The sequence below is a fragment of the Sorangium sp. So ce185 genome (genome assembly GCF_051526825.1).
Taxonomy (GTDB): domain Bacteria; phylum Myxococcota_A; class Polyangia; order Polyangiales; family Polyangiaceae; genus Sorangium; species Sorangium cellulosum_D.
This window is the reverse complement of sequence record NZ_CP150316.1, coordinates 6,938,304-6,954,370: the sequence shown is the minus strand read 5'-3', so window position 1 is coordinate 6,954,370 and position 16,067 is coordinate 6,938,304. Positions and strand designations below refer to the sequence as shown.

At 72.1% G+C, this 16,067-nt stretch carries 11 protein-coding genes; 7 read left to right on the top strand and 4 right to left on the bottom strand.

The genetic code is table 11. The features are described 5' to 3' along the window. Window positions 1–35: 35 nt before the first annotated feature. From WMF26_RS25250 to WMF26_RS25235, 4 genes are all read left to right on the top strand, one after another. Window positions 36–971 (top strand): LysR family transcriptional regulator, encoded by a 936-nt coding sequence (locus tag WMF26_RS25250; RefSeq protein ID WP_437994759.1) that lies wholly within the window; start codon window positions 36–38, stop codon window positions 969–971. Between the two features lie 505 nt (window positions 972–1,476). Next, entirely contained in the window at window positions 1,477–3,201 is a 1,725-nt protein-coding gene (locus WMF26_RS25245) for a M12 family metallopeptidase (RefSeq protein ID WP_437994758.1), read from the top strand. Window positions 3,202–3,383: 182 nt separating this feature from the next. Continuing rightward, on the top strand, window positions 3,384–4,763 hold the full coding sequence (locus tag WMF26_RS25240; protein WP_437994757.1) for a serine/threonine-protein kinase: 1,380 nt from the start codon (window positions 3,384–3,386) through the stop codon (window positions 4,761–4,763). A gap of 433 nt (window positions 4,764–5,196) precedes the next feature. Beyond that, window positions 5,197–5,757 carry a hypothetical protein gene (locus WMF26_RS25235; RefSeq protein WP_437994756.1) on the top strand — a complete coding sequence of 187 codons (561 nt, stop codon included), beginning with the start codon at window positions 5,197–5,199 and terminating at the stop codon, window positions 5,755–5,757. 1 nt (window position 5,758) lies between these two features. Here the strand turns inward: WMF26_RS25235 and WMF26_RS25230 are convergent, their stop codons facing one another. The 3 genes from WMF26_RS25230 to WMF26_RS25220 form a co-directional block, all read right to left on the bottom strand. After that, complete coding sequence (locus tag WMF26_RS25230; RefSeq protein ID WP_437994755.1) at window positions 5,759–7,132, bottom strand: sigma 54-interacting transcriptional regulator; 1,374 nt, start codon at window positions 7,130–7,132, stop codon at window positions 5,759–5,761. 49 nt (window positions 7,133–7,181) lie between these two features. Next, window positions 7,182–8,969 carry a hypothetical protein gene (locus WMF26_RS25225; RefSeq protein ID WP_437994754.1) on the bottom strand — a complete coding sequence of 596 codons (1,788 nt, stop codon included), beginning with the start codon at window positions 8,967–8,969 and terminating at the stop codon, window positions 7,182–7,184. 241 nt (window positions 8,970–9,210) lie between these two features. Continuing rightward, window positions 9,211–10,032 carry an alpha/beta hydrolase gene (locus WMF26_RS25220; protein ID WP_437994753.1) on the bottom strand — a complete coding sequence of 274 codons (822 nt, stop codon included), beginning with the start codon at window positions 10,030–10,032 and terminating at the stop codon, window positions 9,211–9,213. Window positions 10,033–10,316: 284 nt separating this feature from the next. Between WMF26_RS25220 and WMF26_RS25215 the strand changes: the two genes are divergently transcribed. Next, a complete protein-coding gene (locus tag WMF26_RS25215) occupies window positions 10,317–12,038 on the top strand; it encodes a DUF1592 domain-containing protein (protein WP_437994752.1) in 1,722 nt (573 codons plus the stop codon). A gap of 14 nt (window positions 12,039–12,052) precedes the next feature. After that, on the top strand, window positions 12,053–13,411 hold the full coding sequence (locus WMF26_RS25210) for a DUF1552 domain-containing protein (RefSeq protein ID WP_437994751.1): 1,359 nt from the start codon (window positions 12,053–12,055) through the stop codon (window positions 13,409–13,411). A gap of 46 nt (window positions 13,412–13,457) precedes the next feature. Here WMF26_RS25210 and WMF26_RS25205 read toward each other — a convergent pair whose 3' ends face one another. Further along, the gene (locus WMF26_RS25205; RefSeq protein ID WP_437994750.1) at window positions 13,458–14,630 is read right to left on the bottom strand and encodes a S1C family serine protease; all 1,173 of its coding nucleotides are present in this window, start codon (window positions 14,628–14,630) and stop codon (window positions 13,458–13,460) included. Between the two features lie 168 nt (window positions 14,631–14,798). Here WMF26_RS25205 and serA point away from each other — a divergent pair, with 168 nt between their 5' ends. Beyond that, the gene (gene serA, locus WMF26_RS25200) at window positions 14,799–16,058 is read left to right on the top strand and encodes a phosphoglycerate dehydrogenase (protein WP_061627037.1); all 1,260 of its coding nucleotides are present in this window, start codon (window positions 14,799–14,801) and stop codon (window positions 16,056–16,058) included. The last annotated feature ends 9 nt before the right edge of the window (window positions 16,059–16,067 follow it).

Below are 16,067 nucleotides of genomic sequence, written 5' to 3'. Positions count from 1 at the left end.
CGCGGCGGATCTGCTAGAATCCGGCCAGCGCCCTCATGCCGAACGACCCCTCCCGGCGCGGCAGCGCCGCCCTCGTCGCTCCGCCGTCTCGTGAGCAGAATAGCCTCCTTTCCCTGGGCAACGTCCCCGAGCTCGAGATCGGCCTCCTGAAGACCCTCGTCGCCGTCGCGCGCCACGGCGGCTTCACCGCCGCGGCCGGGGCGCGCCGGCTCACCCAGTCGGCGGTGAGCCTCCAGGTGCGGAGGCTCGAGGATCTGCTCGGTGCTCAGCTCTTTCATCGGACACCGCGGGGCCCGCTGCTCACGACGGCCGGCGAGCGCCTCCTCGCGCACGCGCGCCGCATCCTCCGCCTGCACGAGGACGCCGTGCTCGAGTTCGCCGGCCGGCCGGACACCGAGCGCCTCCGCGCCGCCGTCCCGGAGGACGTGCCGCTCGCCCGCGTGCGCGCGGCGATCCTGCGGGCGAGCGCCGCTTCGCCGCTGGTGCGGCTCGAAGTCTCCATCCTGCCCTCGCGCGCGTCGCTCCCCGAGCTGGGGCACGCGTTCGATCTGGTCGTCGCGACCCACCTCGACGCGGCGCCGGGCGCGGAGATCCTGCGCGTCGACCCGCTCGAGTGGGTCGGCGCGCTGCCGCGGGGCGGCGCGCCGCTCTCCGTCGCGCTCTACAGCGAAGGTTGCCTGTTGCGACACCGCCTGATCGAGGCGCTCGACCGGGCCGGCGTCGCGTGGAGCGTCGCGCTCGAGTCGAGCAGCCCGAGGCTCGTCGTCGGGTTCGCCGCGGCCGGGCACGGGGTCACGGCCGCCCGGCGGCGCTGGGTCCCGCGGGCGCAGCGCGCGCCGCTCGCCGCCTCGGCGAGGCTGCCTCGGCTCGGCCCCGTCGCGCTCGCGCTGCACCGCGCGCGCGGCCGCTCGAGGGCGCTCTCGGCGGCCGCGGCGGCGTTCTCCGCGGCGCTCGCCCGAAGCGGGGCTTGAGGCTCAACCCTCCTCCCGTGCCGGCCCCCGCGTGATCGTCGGATCGACCCGTCGCGGGCCGGCCTGGCCGGCCGTGGCCGGCCATCGTCTCACACGCACCCGGCCCGCAGCGACGTCCTCATGAGGGCTGCTCGATCATGGCGATCGGGATGGAGGCATGGGTTATCTGCACCCGAGGAGCCGTCCGGCTCCGCGCCGAGATCGCGCCAACCCAGACTGGCACGCCGAGTGCTAGCCCATGCGCGGCTCTGGCCTGATAGCGAGCTTGTCTGACATCGCGGATCGGGGCCCGATGAGCGGCTTTGCCGGCTCAGACGAGCAGATTCGATCGAGGTCGGCTCGCGCGTCTGGCGGCTGCCCGGCCGAACGGATTCGACGGATTTTCGCCGAGTGAGCTCGTGGAGCCGGGCGAGGGGGGGGGGACGGGGATTGGTTGGTTAATCTCTTGTGTATCGAATGGACCTAACGTGGAGGGTATATGGCCTCACAGGTTTCTTGGTGCCGAGTGTTCGCTGTCATGGTGTCTGCGGCGTCGCTTCTCCTGGGATGTTCGAGCATCGAGCCGGATGCGCCGCTGGGCGAGGCGACAGCAACCACACAAGATCATCTCTACGTACTCTCGACCAACGTCTGGCCATCCAACAGCATCCCCGTCTGCTGGGAGACATCCGGATCGTTCGCGACCGAGCGCGCCTGGGTGCAGGACGCGGTCACCACGACTTGGCAAGCGAACTCCGCCGTCACATTCACCGGCTGGGGCGCGTGCGTACCCGGATCCACCGGGATCCGCGTGGGCGTCTCGGACGTGGGGCCCCACGCGAAAGCCCTGGGCTCCGCGCTCAGCGGCGTGGCGAACGGCGTCGTGATGAACTTCACCTTCCAGAACTGGAGCACGTCCTGTCAGTCCACGCGGGAGTATTGCATACGGACGATCGCGGTTCACGAGTTCGGCCACGCGCTCGGGTTCGCGCACGAGCAGAACCGTCCGGACACGCCTTCATGGTGCGATCAGGAGCAGGGCACCGACGGAGATACGTTGCTCGGCGCCTGGGATCTTGACTCTGTCATGAATTACTGCAATCCAGACTGGTCGGGAAGTGGTCAGTTGAGCGAAGGTGACGTCGCCGGCGTGCGCTCGGTTTACAGCGCGCCGGCTGGTCGTGTTGACTACTGGGAGAGCTGGGGCGACAGCAGCCTGCTGGGCGGATGGCTGGACGACGCCGACCGCCAGCTCGTGGGCGACTTCCGTGGCCTCGGTCGCGACCAGGTGATGTTCATCAACCGCCAGCCCGGCGGCGGGAAGGTGATGATCGTCGACTACCAGGGTGCGGCCCCGGGGCAGGTCACTTACTGGGAGAGCTGGGGCGACAGCAGCCTGCTGGGCGGATGGCTGGACGACGCCGACCGCCAGCTCGTGGGCGACTTCCGTGGCCTCGGTCGCGACCAGGTGATGTTCATCAACCGCCAGCCCGGCGGCGGGAAGGTGATGATCGTCGACTACCAGGGTGCGGCCCCGGGACAGGTCACTTACTGGGAGAGCTGGGGCGACAGCGGCCTGCTGGGCGGATGGCTGGACGACGCCGACCGCCAGCTCGTGGGCGACTTCCGTGGCCTCGGTCGCGACCAGGTGATGTTCGTCAACCGCCAGCCCGGCGGCGGGAAGGTGATGATCGTCGACTACCAGGGTGCGGCCCCGGGACAGGTCGCGTACTGGGAGAGCTGGGGCGACAGCAGCCTGCTGGGCGGATGGCTGGACGACGCTGACCGCCAGCTCGTGGGCGACTTCCGTGGCCTCGGTCGCGACCAGGTGATGTTCGTCAACCGCCAGCCCGGCGGCGGAAAGGTGATGATCGTCGACTACCGGGGTGCGGCCCCGGGACAGGTCGCGTACTGGGAGAGCTGGGGCGACAGCAGCCTGCTGAGCGGATGGCTGGACGCTGATGACTGGCAGCTCACAGGCGATTTTCAGGCGCTCGGTCGCGACCAGGCGATGTTCGTCAACCGCCAGCCCGGCGGCGGAAAGGTCATGGTCGTCGACTACCAAGGCGCTGTCCCGGGGCAGGTCCTGGACTGGGAGCGGTGGGGGAGTAGCGGTTTGCTCGACGGATGGATCGATAACGGCGATCTGAGCCTCATCGGCGACTTTCGCGGTCTCGGTCACAGCCAGGCGATGTTCGTCAACCGTCAGCCCGGGGGTGGTAAAATCATGATCGTGGACTACGATGACTGAGAGCGTTGAGTCGACCCGGCGTCGGTGAACGCGGACGAGATGCGCTCGCCGGTCGGCGCCCAGCGCGCTGACCGTGCATGTGGCGGTCCGCGGGCACGACGAGGCCCTCGCAGCGACGTCGCGCCGTCACGGCGGAGCAGCGCGCTTGCATTTCTCCGCGCACTCGGGCGATCTCCTCCACCATGGCGGCGACCACCAGGCCTCACGACCCCACCGGCACCGCCGCCGACGAGGCGCCGGGCGCCGCCGACGACCTCGCGCCCGGCACCCTCGCGGGCGAGTTCCTTGTCGAGGAGGCGCGGAGCCACGGCGGCTTCGCGGTGGTCTACCTCGCCACGCAGCTCGGGACCGGCCGCCCCGCCGCGCTCAAGGTCCTCCGGCGTCGCCTCGCTGCAAGTACCCGTATCCTCGAGAGATTTCAGCAGGAGGCCGCGGCCCTCCGGCGCCTCGCCCACCCGTGCATCGTCGAGATCCTCGGCGCCGGGGATCTGCCCGACGGCCGGCCGTACATCGCCATGGAGTGGATCGAGGGCCGCACGCTCCGGCAGGAGCTCCGCGCCCGGGGCGCGTTCTCCCCGGAAGAGGCGCTCGCCGTGCTGGAGGAGGTCGGCGCGGCGCTCTCGGCCGCGCACGCGCTCGGCATCGTCCACCGCGACGTCAAGGCGCAGAACATCATGACGATCCCGCGGGACGGCTGGTTCACGACGCGGCTCGTCGACTTCGGGATCGCCAAGCTCCTCGAGCCCGAGCGGCTCGGCCGCGGGCCGATCTTCACGCAGAGCAGCGTGCTCGGGACGCCGGGCAGCATGGCCCCCGAGCAGATCGCCGGCCGCCCGGTCGACGCGCGGACCGACGTCTACGCGCTCGGCCTCCTGCTCCACGAGCTGCTCACGGGGCGGCCCGCGTTCCAGGCCGACAACCTCGTCGAGCTCGAGGAGCTCCAGCTCTTCGCGCCGCCGCCCCGCGCGGGCGATCTCGTGGCCGTGCCGCCCGCCGTCGACGCCGCGATCGCGCGCTGCCTCGCGAAGTCGCCGGACGCGCGCTACCCGGGCGTGGCCGAGCTGCTCGCGGACCTCCGCGCGGCGTCGCTCGCCGCGAAGGACGAGGCGCCCGTCCGCGCGGCGGCGGCGCTGCACGTCGGGGTGCAGATCGACGGGGAGGGCGAGGTCGACGCGGCCGCGTTCGACGACGCCGAGGCGGTGCTGGAGACGGTCCGTCGCGCGGCGGCCGACGCGGGGCTCGTGACGGTCGTGGACGGGGGCGGGGTGCTGGTCGGGGCGACGACGCTCCCCGGCGATCCGGAGGGCAGCCGCGCCGCCCGCGCCCGGCTGGTCGGCGCGGCGCGCGCGCTCGAGGCGACGCTCGCCTCGCGGCCACGGCCGAGCCCCGCGGTCAAGGTCGCGCTGGTGCTGCACGCCGCGCCCGCGCGGGTCCAGGGCGCGCCGGGCCGGGAGCGGTTCGCGGGCGGCGCGCTCTTGTGCCTCGACGCGTGGACGGCGGGGGCGAGCCGGAGCGGCCTCGTGATCACGCCGGGGGCGGGAGAGGGGCTCGACGAGCGGTAACGCGGCGTCGACGTCGATGCGGCGCCCTTCGAGTGACGCGGGTTCCACGGAGCGCGCCGGTTCGTCGCCGCCAATTCGTCCTTAGGCGACGCGGCGCTCGCCCCCGGCGCTCGGGATAAGCTGCCCGGGCTGTCGCCTCCGCGTCGCAGCCGGCGATTCGTCCTGTCGCCTTACAGGCCACATGTTGCCCGGGCGGCGCGGCGCTCGCCCCCGCAGGGCCCGATTCCGCAGGGTGGAGCGTCTTGGCCGAAGCTGGCATGTGCCGTGCTGATGTTCATGACGCGAGGCCGGCGAGGTCGACGAGACCGTGGATCCGGCGCGAGCGCGCCGCCCTGACTCGGTCCCTGGCCGTGGGCGCCTGCGATCGAGCCCGCGCGCGTCCGCGCGCGCCCTCCGCCTCAACCGATCTCGCCTCACAAAGGAGATTGCCGTCATGATCCATCGAATGCTGACGAAGGTTGCCGTCCTCTTCTCTTCCTGCGTCGCGTTCACCGTGCTGGGCGCGGCGGGGTGCTACGCGCCCGCCGTCGACGATACAGAGCTGGCGGAGGGCGAGGCGGAAGCCGGCGAGCCCTCGGAGGACGTCGGCGTCTCGGAGGACGTCGGCGTGGCGCAAGAGGCGCTCACCGCGTGCGACCCCGTGCTGCCCCACGGCAACAGCGCCTTCGAGAACCAGTTCACGACCACGATCGGCTGCGCTTGCCACCCCTGGTACACGAAGAGCAGCTACAACGTGTGGCATGCCGGGCACGGGGACTGCTGGCCCCTCGGCTGGGCGTCGACCGATCCCAACGATTGCCGCGTCAAGGTGCAGGTCAAGAACTCCGGCGGCTACTTCAACGGCGAATGCCGCGCCCACATCGAAGACAAGCTCGACCCCGCGGCGAGCTGCGTCAACCGCTGCGGCGGGAAAGCGCCGGCCGGCTGCTACTGCGATTCGCTGTGCTCGCGCATCGGCGATTGCTGCCCGGACAAGGCGTCTACCTGCGGCTGACCTACCCCTGCGGTTCGCGCTCCGGCCCGAGCCCGTGCCGGTGGAGCAAGCGGTACAGATACCGCCGATCCAGCCCCGCCGCCGCCGCCGCCCGCGACACCTTCCCGTCGTGCGCCCGGAGGAGCGCCTCGAAATACCGGCGCTCGAACTCCGCCAGAACCCGATCGCGCGCCTCGGCGTACGGCAGGCTCACGTCGACCGCCGCGGGCGCGCTCGGCGGCGCGTGGTCGCCCATGGGCGGGGGCGCGCGGAACACCAGGTACTGCTCCACGTAATTCCTGAGCTCCCGCACGTTGCCCGGCCACGCGGCGCGCTGCATCCGCGCGATCACCTTCGGATCGCGCAGCGCCTCGGCCTCCTCCGGCGTCGCGTGCAGCGCGGCGAGGAGATCCTCGATCAGCGCGGGGATGTCCTCGGGGCGCTGCCGCAAGGGCGGCATCGGGATCCGCACGACCGCGATCCGGAAATAGAGATCCGCCCGGAAGCGCCCCGCGTTCACCTCGGCGCGCAGGTCCCGGTGCGTGGCGGCGATGACGCGCACGTCGACCGGCCGCGGCGTGTTGGTCCCGACGCGGCGGATCTCGCGCGCCTCGAGCGCCCGCAGGAGCTTCGGCTGCAGATCGAGCGGCAGCTCGCCGATCTCGTCGAGGAAGATCGTCCCGCCCGACGCCTCCTCGAAGGCGCCCACGCGCTGCTCCGCCGCGCCCGTGAACGCCCCCCGCGCGTGCCCGAAGAGCTCGCTCTCGATCAGGTTGCCGTGGATCGCGCCGCAGTCGACGACCACGAACGGCCTCTCCCGCCGCGCGCTCCGCTCGTGGACCGAGCGCGCCGCCTGGCTCTTGCCGGTGCCGGTCTCGCCCTCGAGCAGCACGGTGACGTCGCGCTCGGCGGCCCGCGACAGGAGCGCGAACACCGCCCGCATCGCCGCCGACGCGCCCGAGAGCGCGCCGAACCGCGCCTCCTCCCAGAGCGGCAGGCGGTTGTGCTCCGTCCCGAACTCGAAGCGCGCGACCGTCTTGCCGAGCCGGATGAGGCTGCCGGTGCGCAGCAGGGCCTCGATGACGTGCACGCCGTCGACGACGGTGCCGTTGTGGCTGCGCAGGTCGCGGACGCGCGCGCCGGCGTCGTCGATGCGGATCTCGCAGTGGAACCGGGAGACGGTGGCGTCGGCGACCACGAGGTCGTTGCCCTCGCTCGACCCGATCGAGCACCGATCCGCGGACGAGTCCCAGACCGCGCCCTTGGCCGGACCCTCCACGAGCTCGACGCGGAACCGGCGGACCATGCCCGCGCTGTCGACCGGCCGCGCGCCCGGGTGGGTCAGCGTGTCGCCGCCGCCGCCGCGGGCCGCTCTCTTCGGGGCGTCGCTCGCCATGGGCGCCACGATACCACGGCGGCGCCGCGCCCCGCCGCGCGCGCCCCGCTCAGAAGAACCCGATCGGCCCCGGCGACCAGGGCAGCTCCACCGCCTCGCCGATCGCGGGCAGCGCGACGCGGCGGAGCCCCCCGTCGCGCCACGCGAGGAGCACGAGCCCTGGATCCTCGAGCGGCGCGCCCAGATCGACCTCGATCCGCGAGGGCCTCCCGCCCTCGACCTCCGCGACCCGGATCGTGGCGCCGCACTGGCGGACCTCGTAGCCCCGCGGGATCGGCGCCGACGGCGCGCGGTAGAGGGTCTCGAACGCCCCGAGCAGCATGGTGCGGCCGAGGGGCGCGAGGGTGAACGAGGACGGGCCGGTGCGCGTGAGGCGGTGCGGCGCCTTGGCCGTCGAGAGCATCGACCAGCACGAGAAGGCCTCGGGCGACTCCAGGGCGAGGACCGCCTGAGGATAGATGGACGCCATCGGATCCGAGGAGGCGGCGAGGAAGACCCGCTTGCGGGCCGGCGCCCCGATCTCGGCGGTGCGGGCGACCTGCTCCAGCTTCCGCGCGGCGTCCGCGTTCGACAGCGTGGCGAGCAGGAACATGGGCGGCGCGAGCGCGACGTGCACGACGGCGAAGAAGCCCGCGCCGGCGCGGCGGGCCCACGGCGCGCGCCCGGGCGACGGGGCCGGGCGGAGCCCGCGCAGGATGAGGACGGCGAGGAGCGGCGCGATCCCGAGGTTCGGCAGCATCATGACGCGCGACCCCGGGAAGCCGCCGACGGTCGTGAGGAGCGTGAGGAGCGCCCCGGGGACGAGCCAGCGCAGGGCGGCGCGCTCGCGCTCGGGGATGGCGGGCAGGCAAGCGCGGTAGAGCAGCGCGAGGCCGGCGGTCGCCGCGAGGCCGGCGGCGATGAAGGGGCCCACGGGGAGCGCGCCGGAGAGCTCGGAGGGCACGGTGAGGAGGGCGTTGCTGAGCAGGATGGGCAGGCGCTCCGCCGCCCTGGCGGCGAACTGGAGCGGGCTGGAGAGCGGGTCGACGTAACCGCCGGTGTGCGCGGCGCCGCCGCCCACCGCCTTGTAGGCGGCGAAGTACACGAGGAGGCCGAGCACCGGGAGCGCCGCGGTCGCCCTGGCGCGGACGCCGGCCGCGCGGCCCGGCGGCACGGGGCCGGCGAGCTGGTAGGCGACCCAGTACGCTGCCCCGCCGAGGGCCGCCTCGCCGCCGAGGAGCCCGATCCCGAGCCCGAGCGGGCCCAGGTACCGCCCGGGCCGCCAGCCCTCGTCGCGGTAGCGGAGATAGGCCAGGAGCCCGAGCACCACCGGGAGCGCCGTGAGCAGGAAGTGCTGGCAGGAGATCCAGCCGGCCGGCTGCATGTGGCTCGCGCTCGCCGCGAAGATCAGCAGCGCGAGCGCCGCGGTCGCGCGGGGGAGCACCCGCAGAAAGAGCCTGCCGGCGGCCGCGACCACCGCGATGTACAGCGCGATGGAGACGAGGTGGTACCCGAGCGGGGCGTGGCCGAAGACGGCGCGCTGGAGCGTGATCAGCGCGCTCGCCAGGGGGCGGACGAGGTGGAGCCGGATCTCGGGATCGGTCCACCACGGCATCGCGGTGAGGGCGATGATCGCCTGCGTCTTCTGCGGGTCGCCGCTGACGAAGTTGTAGAGATCGTACCAGCGGGGCGAGCCGGGGATCAGCTCCGCGAGATAGCACAGCAGGAGGTAGTCATCGCTGTAGAAGCCGACGATCACCGTGAACGCCGCCAGGGCGAGCGCGAGGAGCAAGACGGCGCTGAAGAAGCGAGGGTGGCAGAGCCACCGCTCGAGGCGATGGGGAGGGGCAGGGCTCATTCGAAGCTGCGACATAGGGCACGCGCGGCGCGCCGTGTAGATGGACGCCGCGCGTCGCGCGCCGCGGCGCCGCACCCCTGCTCCCTCGCTCGAGTCTCCCCTATCGACGCTTCTGCGCCTGATCCGCGGGAGAGCGCTCATCCATGCCGAGATCGTGATTGCCGGTCTCGGTCTGGTCGCGGCGGCCCATCAGGTAGAGCTCCTCGCCGCGGCGGAAGACGAGGGGCGAGTCGGGCGGCCGTCACCGCATCTCCGCGGCGGCGCCGCGGATGAGCTGAAGGAGGTCGCGCCGCATCTCGCCGGTCACCGTGTGGCCGACGCCCGGGTAGCTCTCCAGCGTCGCCTTGACGCCGCGCCCGGCGAGCGCCGCGATCGCCTCGCGCGTCGGGTCGATCGGCACGCGCCGATCGGCGTCGCCGTGCAGCGCGACGAGCGCCGGGGCCGCCGGATCCGCCGCGCTCGCGCCGGACAGCACCGCGGGGGGGACCCAGCCGCTCACGGGGAAGGCGGCGCCGACGACGCGCGGGTGGTGCAGCGCGAGCGCGAACGTGAGCGCTCCGCCCTGGGAAAAGCCGGTCACGATGGCCTTGCCCCGCGTCGGCCGCTCGGCGGAGATCCGCTCGATCGTCGCCGCGAGCGCGGCGGCCGCGCGCAAGATGCCCTGTCCCACCGCGTCGCTCGCGAGCGCCTGCTGGAGCGGAAACCACGAGTAGCCGTCGCCGTACGGCGCGAGCCCGCGCGGTACGACGAGGCGCGCCTTGACGTCGGCGCCCGCCAGGAGCCCCGCGAACGACTCGGGCCTGTCGCCGAGCCCGTGAATGGCGACGATCAGGGGGAGCGCCTCGCTCCTGTCCGCGCCGCCGGTGATCTCCTCCAGGAACTCGACCCCGGCGGGCGCCGCGGCGGCCGGCGCGCTCGCGGCGGGCAGCGCCTCCTCGCGAGGGCCCGCGGGGGCGCCGCCGTCGGGCGGCGCCGCCCGCCGCTCGCACGCGGCGAGCGAGACGAGCGACGCGAGCGCGAGCGCAGACCAGGCGGAGCAGCGGTGGAGGCGAGCGGGGCGCATCGAGGAGAGCCTGCTGAACCCGCTGCTCGGCGGCAACAGCGAACCTTGTCCCGGCGCCAACACCGCGCTCGCCTCGGCAGGAGCAGCGAGCCATCGAGACCTCTTGCCGTATCCGGTGTTCACCGGAAACCACACACATACGGGCGCGTGAAGTCTGGTGCTGTTGGATTTGTCTGTTTTATGCCGATCTCCGGGGCTCTGCCCAGCAATCAAGGTGCTTTTTGGGTTGTTAGTAAAGAGTGCTTCCTACATAACAAGATGGAGCTGCTTATCAGGAGAATCCGATGATCTCTTTGGCTTATCGATTGGACCGCTTCCCGCGATGGCGGCGGGCGCTCGGCGCGGGGCTCTGCGCCGCGGCGCTCCTCTTCGCCGGGTGTACGGGCCTCGTGGGCGACGGGGACGAGGGCGACGGCACCTCACCGGGCGGCTCGCCGGGCGGCTCGCCGGGGAGCGGCGCGGCGCCGACCGAGGTCGCCGAGCGCAGCATGTTCCCGCGGCTCAGCCACGCGCAGTGGGAGAACACGGCGCGCGATCTCCTGCGCCTCGACGAGCGGCCCGGCCTCTCGGCGTCGTTCACGACCGATCCGCTCGGCGGCGTGTTCGACAACAACGAGGCTGCGCTCCTCGTGACCCCGGGGCTCTGGAGCGATTACCAGCGCGCCGCCGAGGAGCTCGCGGCGATGGTGACCGCTGACCCGGACAAGCTCGCCCGGATCGTGCCCGCCGGCCTGCCGGACGAGCCGGAGGCGCGGGCGCTGGCGTTCGTCGAAGGGTTCGGCGAGCGGGCGTTCCGGCGGCCGCTCACGGCCGACGAGCGGGACGGGTACCTCGCGCTGTTCGACCGCGGCAAGGAGCTCGCCCCGGGCGACGATCCGTTCGTCGCGGGCGCGCGCGCGGCGCTCGAGGGGTTCCTGCAATCGCCCCATTTCGTCTACCGGGTCGAGGTCGGCGCCGGGCCGGCGAAGGACGGGCTCATCCCGCTGAGCGGCCACGAGATCGCGACGAAGCTCGCGTACCTCTTCTGGAACACGATGCCCTCCGACGAGCTCCTCGCGGCGGCGAAGGCGGGCGAGCTCTCGACCCCCGAGGCGGTCCGCGCCTACGCCGAGCGGATGCTCGACGACCCGCGCGCCCGCGAGGTCGTCGGGGCGTTCCACCGGCAGCTCTACGACTACGAGCTGTATCACGACCTCAACAAGGACCAGGCGCTCTACCCCGAGTTCGTCCCTGAGATGGGCGACGACATGCAGCGCGAGGCGGAGCTGTTCGTGGAGCACATCGTCTTCGACAAGGAGGGTGGGCTCACCGACCTGCTCACCTCGCGCACCGCGTTCGTGAACGATCACCTCGCCGCGGTCTACGGCGTCGAGGGCGAGTTCTCGGACAAATTCGAGCAGGTGGAGCTCGCCGAGGCGGAGCGCTCGGGGCTGCTCACGCGCCTCGGCTTCCTCGCGTCGAAGGCGACGGCGCGGCAGCCGGACTCGATCCACCGCGGCGTCTTCGTGAACCTCAGGATCCTCTGCGCCGCGCTGCCGCCGCCGCCGGACAACGCGACGGGGCTGCCGCCGGGCGAGCACGCGACCAACCGCGAGCGCGTCGAGGCGCACACGGGCAAAGGGACGTGCGGCGAGGCGTGCCACGGGACATGGATCAACCCGGCCGGGTTCGCCTTCGAGCATTACGACGCGATCGGCAGGTACCGCACGACCGACAACGGCGTGCCGGTCAACGCCGCGGACGCCTACCGGTTCGGCGCCGGGCTGAAGAGCTACGCGGACGCGATCGAGTTCAGCCGGATCCTCGCCGAGAGCGACGAGGCCCACGCGTGCTACGCGCGGCGCTGGATCGAGTTCGCGCAGGGCCGCAGCACGGGCGCGAAGGACCGGCAGTCCATCAAGGAGCTCGGCGAGGCGTCGCGCGGCGGCGCCTCCACCAAGGAGCTCATTCTCCAGATCGTCTCATCCCCTTCCTTCCTCGCTCGCGTTCCCGCGGAGGCGCAATGATCACCCGACGACGTGTGCTTCGAGGTCTGTTTGGCGTCACGGTCGCGCTCCCGTTCCTGGAGACCTTCGCGCCCCGGCGCGCGGCGGCCGGCACGGGCGACGTGCCGCCCTTCGCGATCTTCATGCGCCAGGCGAACGGCGTGGCGCAGGCGACGAACGACGAGCCCGAGATGTTCTGGCCGAGCGAGACGGGCCCGCTGTCGAAGGAGTCCCTGGAGCGGGACAGCGACCGGGCGGTCAGCGAGCTCAAGGACTACGCGGGCCAGCTGATCATGGTCCGCGGCGTCCAGTTCGCGTTCCCGGGCAACGGGTGCGGCCACTCCGGCGGCGGAAACCAGTGCCTGACGGCCGCGCGCGTGTCGGACGATCCGTCGGGGAACGAGTCGCTCGCGATGGGCGAGTCGATCGACAACCGCATCGCGACCGAGCTCAACCCGGCGGGCGTCGAGCCGCTGACGCTCTACGCCGGCAGGATGGCCGGCTACATCAACGAGGTGCTCTCGTACCGCGGGCCGAAGCAGCTCCGCGCCGCCGAGCGCAACCCGTTCAACGCGTACAAGAAGCTCTTCGGGCTCGCCGACGTGGGCGCCGAGGCCCAGCAGGCGCTGGCCGAGCGGCGCGCCAGCGTCAACGACCTGGTGCGCGGGGAGATGCGGGCGCTCATGGGCCGCAAGGACCTCAGCAAGAGCGATCGCGAGCGGCTGGAGCTCCACTTCGACAGCATCCGCGACCTCGAGGCGGCGCTCGCCTGCGAGCTCCCGCCGGAAGAGGTCGCCGAGATGGAGGCGATCTCGCCGAACGTCGGCCGATCCGAGAACGTGGAGACCGTCACCCGCATGCAGATGGACATCATCGCGCTCGCGATGGCGTGCGGCGTGACGCGCGCGGCGACGCTCCAGGTCGGCGACGGCAACGACGGGACCGAGTACACGATCCACGGCGCGCGGCAGAAGAGCTACCACAAGATCTCCCACCGCATCGACAGCGACGGCTCCGAGGGCCCGCCGATCGAGGGCGCGCAGGAGCTGCACCACCAGATCGACCGGATCCACGCGCGGATGTTCAAGCACCTGCTCGACAGGCTCTCGTCCTACAAGCTCGGCTCGGGGACGCTCCTCGACCACGGCGTGGCGGTGTGGCTCAACGACAACGCCGACAAATACCACTCCTACCGGAAGGTCCCGTACATCCTCGCCGGCGGCGCCGCGGGCTACCTGAAGACCGGCCAGTTCGTCGACATCAAGGTCACGAACAACAAGCTGCTCAACACGATCGGCGCGGCGGTCGGCTGCAAGAACGGCCAGGGCGGCCCGCTCGACGATTTCGGCGACGAGAGCCTCGAGGGCGGGCTCATCGATCCGATCGTCGCCTGAGCGCGCGTCGCCCCGGCGGGGGCCCGCGAGGGGGCCCGCCGGCCGCTCAGCTGAGGAGCTCGACCTGGACCTCGACGGTCGTCTTCTGGCCGCCGCGGAGCAGGTCGACCTTCACCTTCTCGCCCGGCTTCTTGCCGTCGAGGGCGTTGTAGAGCGCGTCGTAGTCGTCGACCTGCGCGCCGTCGATCCCGACGATCACGTCGCCCAGCGTGAGCCCGCGGTCGCCCTCGGAGAGGCCGCGCAGGCCCGCCTTGTCGGCGGGGCCGCCGGGGACGACGCCCATCACGATGACGCCGCGGATGCCGTTGCGCCGCTCCAGGCGGTGGGCCGGGTCGAGCTGGATGCCGAGGCCGACCGTCTCGGCCTTGCCGGTCTTGATGATCTGCGGGACCACCCGCGCGATCGTCGTCGAGGGCACGGCGAAGCCGATGCCGGCGGAGGTGCCGCTCTTCGAGTAGATCATCGTGTTCATCCCGATGAGGTGCCCGCTCGAGTCGAGCAGCGGGCCGCCGGAGTTGCCGGGGTTGATGGCGGCGTCGGTCTGGATCATGTCGCGGATGGTCACGCCGCCCGCGCCCTCGACCTGGCGCCCGAGCGCGCTGATGATGCCGGTCGTCAGGGTGTGATCGAGGCCGAACGGGTTGCCGATGGCGATCGCCTTCTGCCCGACCTCGAGCGGCTCGCGGAGCGGCGCGACCTGGATCGGCTTGAGCATCTCCTTGGGCGCGTCGATCTTGAGCACGGCGATGTCCTTGCGCGGCTCGACGCCGACGAGCTTCGCCGGGAACGTCTTCTCCCCCTGGAGCTGGACGACGAGCGACTGCGCGTTGTCCACGACGTGGAAGTTCGTGACGATGTGCCCGTCCGCGTCCCAGACGAAGCCCGTGCCCGAGCCGGCGGGCACCTCGACCGCGGTGCCCCAGAAGCGGTCCACGACGAGGCGGCGCTGCGTCACGAACACCGTCGCGGGCGCGACCTCGCGGAACACGGAGATCGTGTTGCGTTCGTCCTCGATGAGCGCGTTCTTCGACGGCGGCGTGACCGGCGGCGGCATCGTCTGGAGCGTCGCCGAGGCCGTCGGCGCGGCGGGCGCGTCGGGGGCCGTCGTGGGGCTCTGCGACGGGCCGCCGGGGCTGGGCTTCCCCTTGCATCCAGGGGCGGCGGCGAGCGCGGCGACGGCGAGGAAGGCGGGGAGTCGGGCGTGGCTGCGGTGGCGCATGCGGCGCAATCTAGCCTGACCTCGGCAAGGCGTCTCCCCTGCGGCGCGCGCCGCCGGGAGGTGCGGCGGTCTGCCGCGCGCAACGGATGCGCGGACGGCCGCACCTCCGCGTCGGCGCCGGATCCGAGATGCAAACCGGCCAAGTTGCGGTAGAGGTGGCCCTGACGGATGAAGCCCATGACGCCAACTTCAACGAAACTTCAGACCACCCCCCCGGCCGCGAAGGAGCCCGTCAAGGTGCTCCTGCTCGAGAACATCCACCAGAGCGCCCACGAGCTCTTTCGATCGCGGTCGTTCGAGATCGAGACGCGTAGCTCCGCGCTGAAGGAGGACGAGCTCATCGCCGCGCTCGAGGGCGTGGACATGATCGGCATCCGGAGCAAGACGCACGTCACCGCGCGCGTCCTGGAGAAGGCCCCCAAGCTGCTCTCCATCGGCTGCTTCTGCATCGGCACGAACCAGGTCGACCTCGACGCGGCGAACCGCCGCGGGGTGCCGGTGTTCAACGCGCCGTTCAGCAACACGCGCAGCGTCGCCGAGCTGATCATCGCCGAGTGCGTCATGCTCGCCCGGCAGCTCGGCGACCGGTCGCGCGAGGTGCACGCCGGCACGTGGAAGAAGGTCTCGAAGGCCTGCTACGAGGTCCGCGGCAAGACGATCGGCCTCATCGGCTACGGCCACATCGGCCAGCAGCTCGGCGTGCTCGCCGAGGCGATGGGGATGCGGGTCGTCTACTACGACATCGCCCAGAAGCTCCCGATGGGCAACAACCGCCCGCTGCCGACGCTGGAGGCGCTGCTCGCGGAGGCGGATTACGTGTCGCTCCACGTGCCGGCGACGCCGGAGACGCACAACATGATCGGCGCGGCCGAGCTCGCGCACATGCGCAAGGGCTCGTACCTGCTCAACGCGAGCCGCGGTTCGGTCGTGGTGATCCCGGCGCTGGCCGAGGCGCTGAAGAGCGGGCACCTCGCGGGCGCGGCGATCGACGTCTACCCGGAGGAGCCGGAGTCGAACTCGGACGGCTTCCACACGGAGCTGCAGCGGCTGCCGAACGTGATCCTGACGCCGCACATCGGCGGCTCGACCGAGGAGGCGCAGGAGGCCATCGGCCGCGAGGTGTCGCGCGCGCTGACGCAGTTCGCGACCACGGGGGCGACGACGGGCGCGGTGAACTTCCCGAACGTGGAGCTGCCGCCGCTCAAGGGCACGCACCGCATCCTCAACGTCCACCGCAACGTGCCGGGCGTGCTCCGCGACGTGAACCGGATCGTGTCGGACGTGAACGCCAACATCGACAGCCAGGTGCTGTCGACGGACGCGAACATCGGGTACCTCATCATGGACCTGTCGCAGGACGTGTCGGCCGAGGTGAGCCGGCGGATCGGGGCGCTGGAGACCAGCCTCCGGACGCGCGTTCTTTACTGAGGAGCGGCG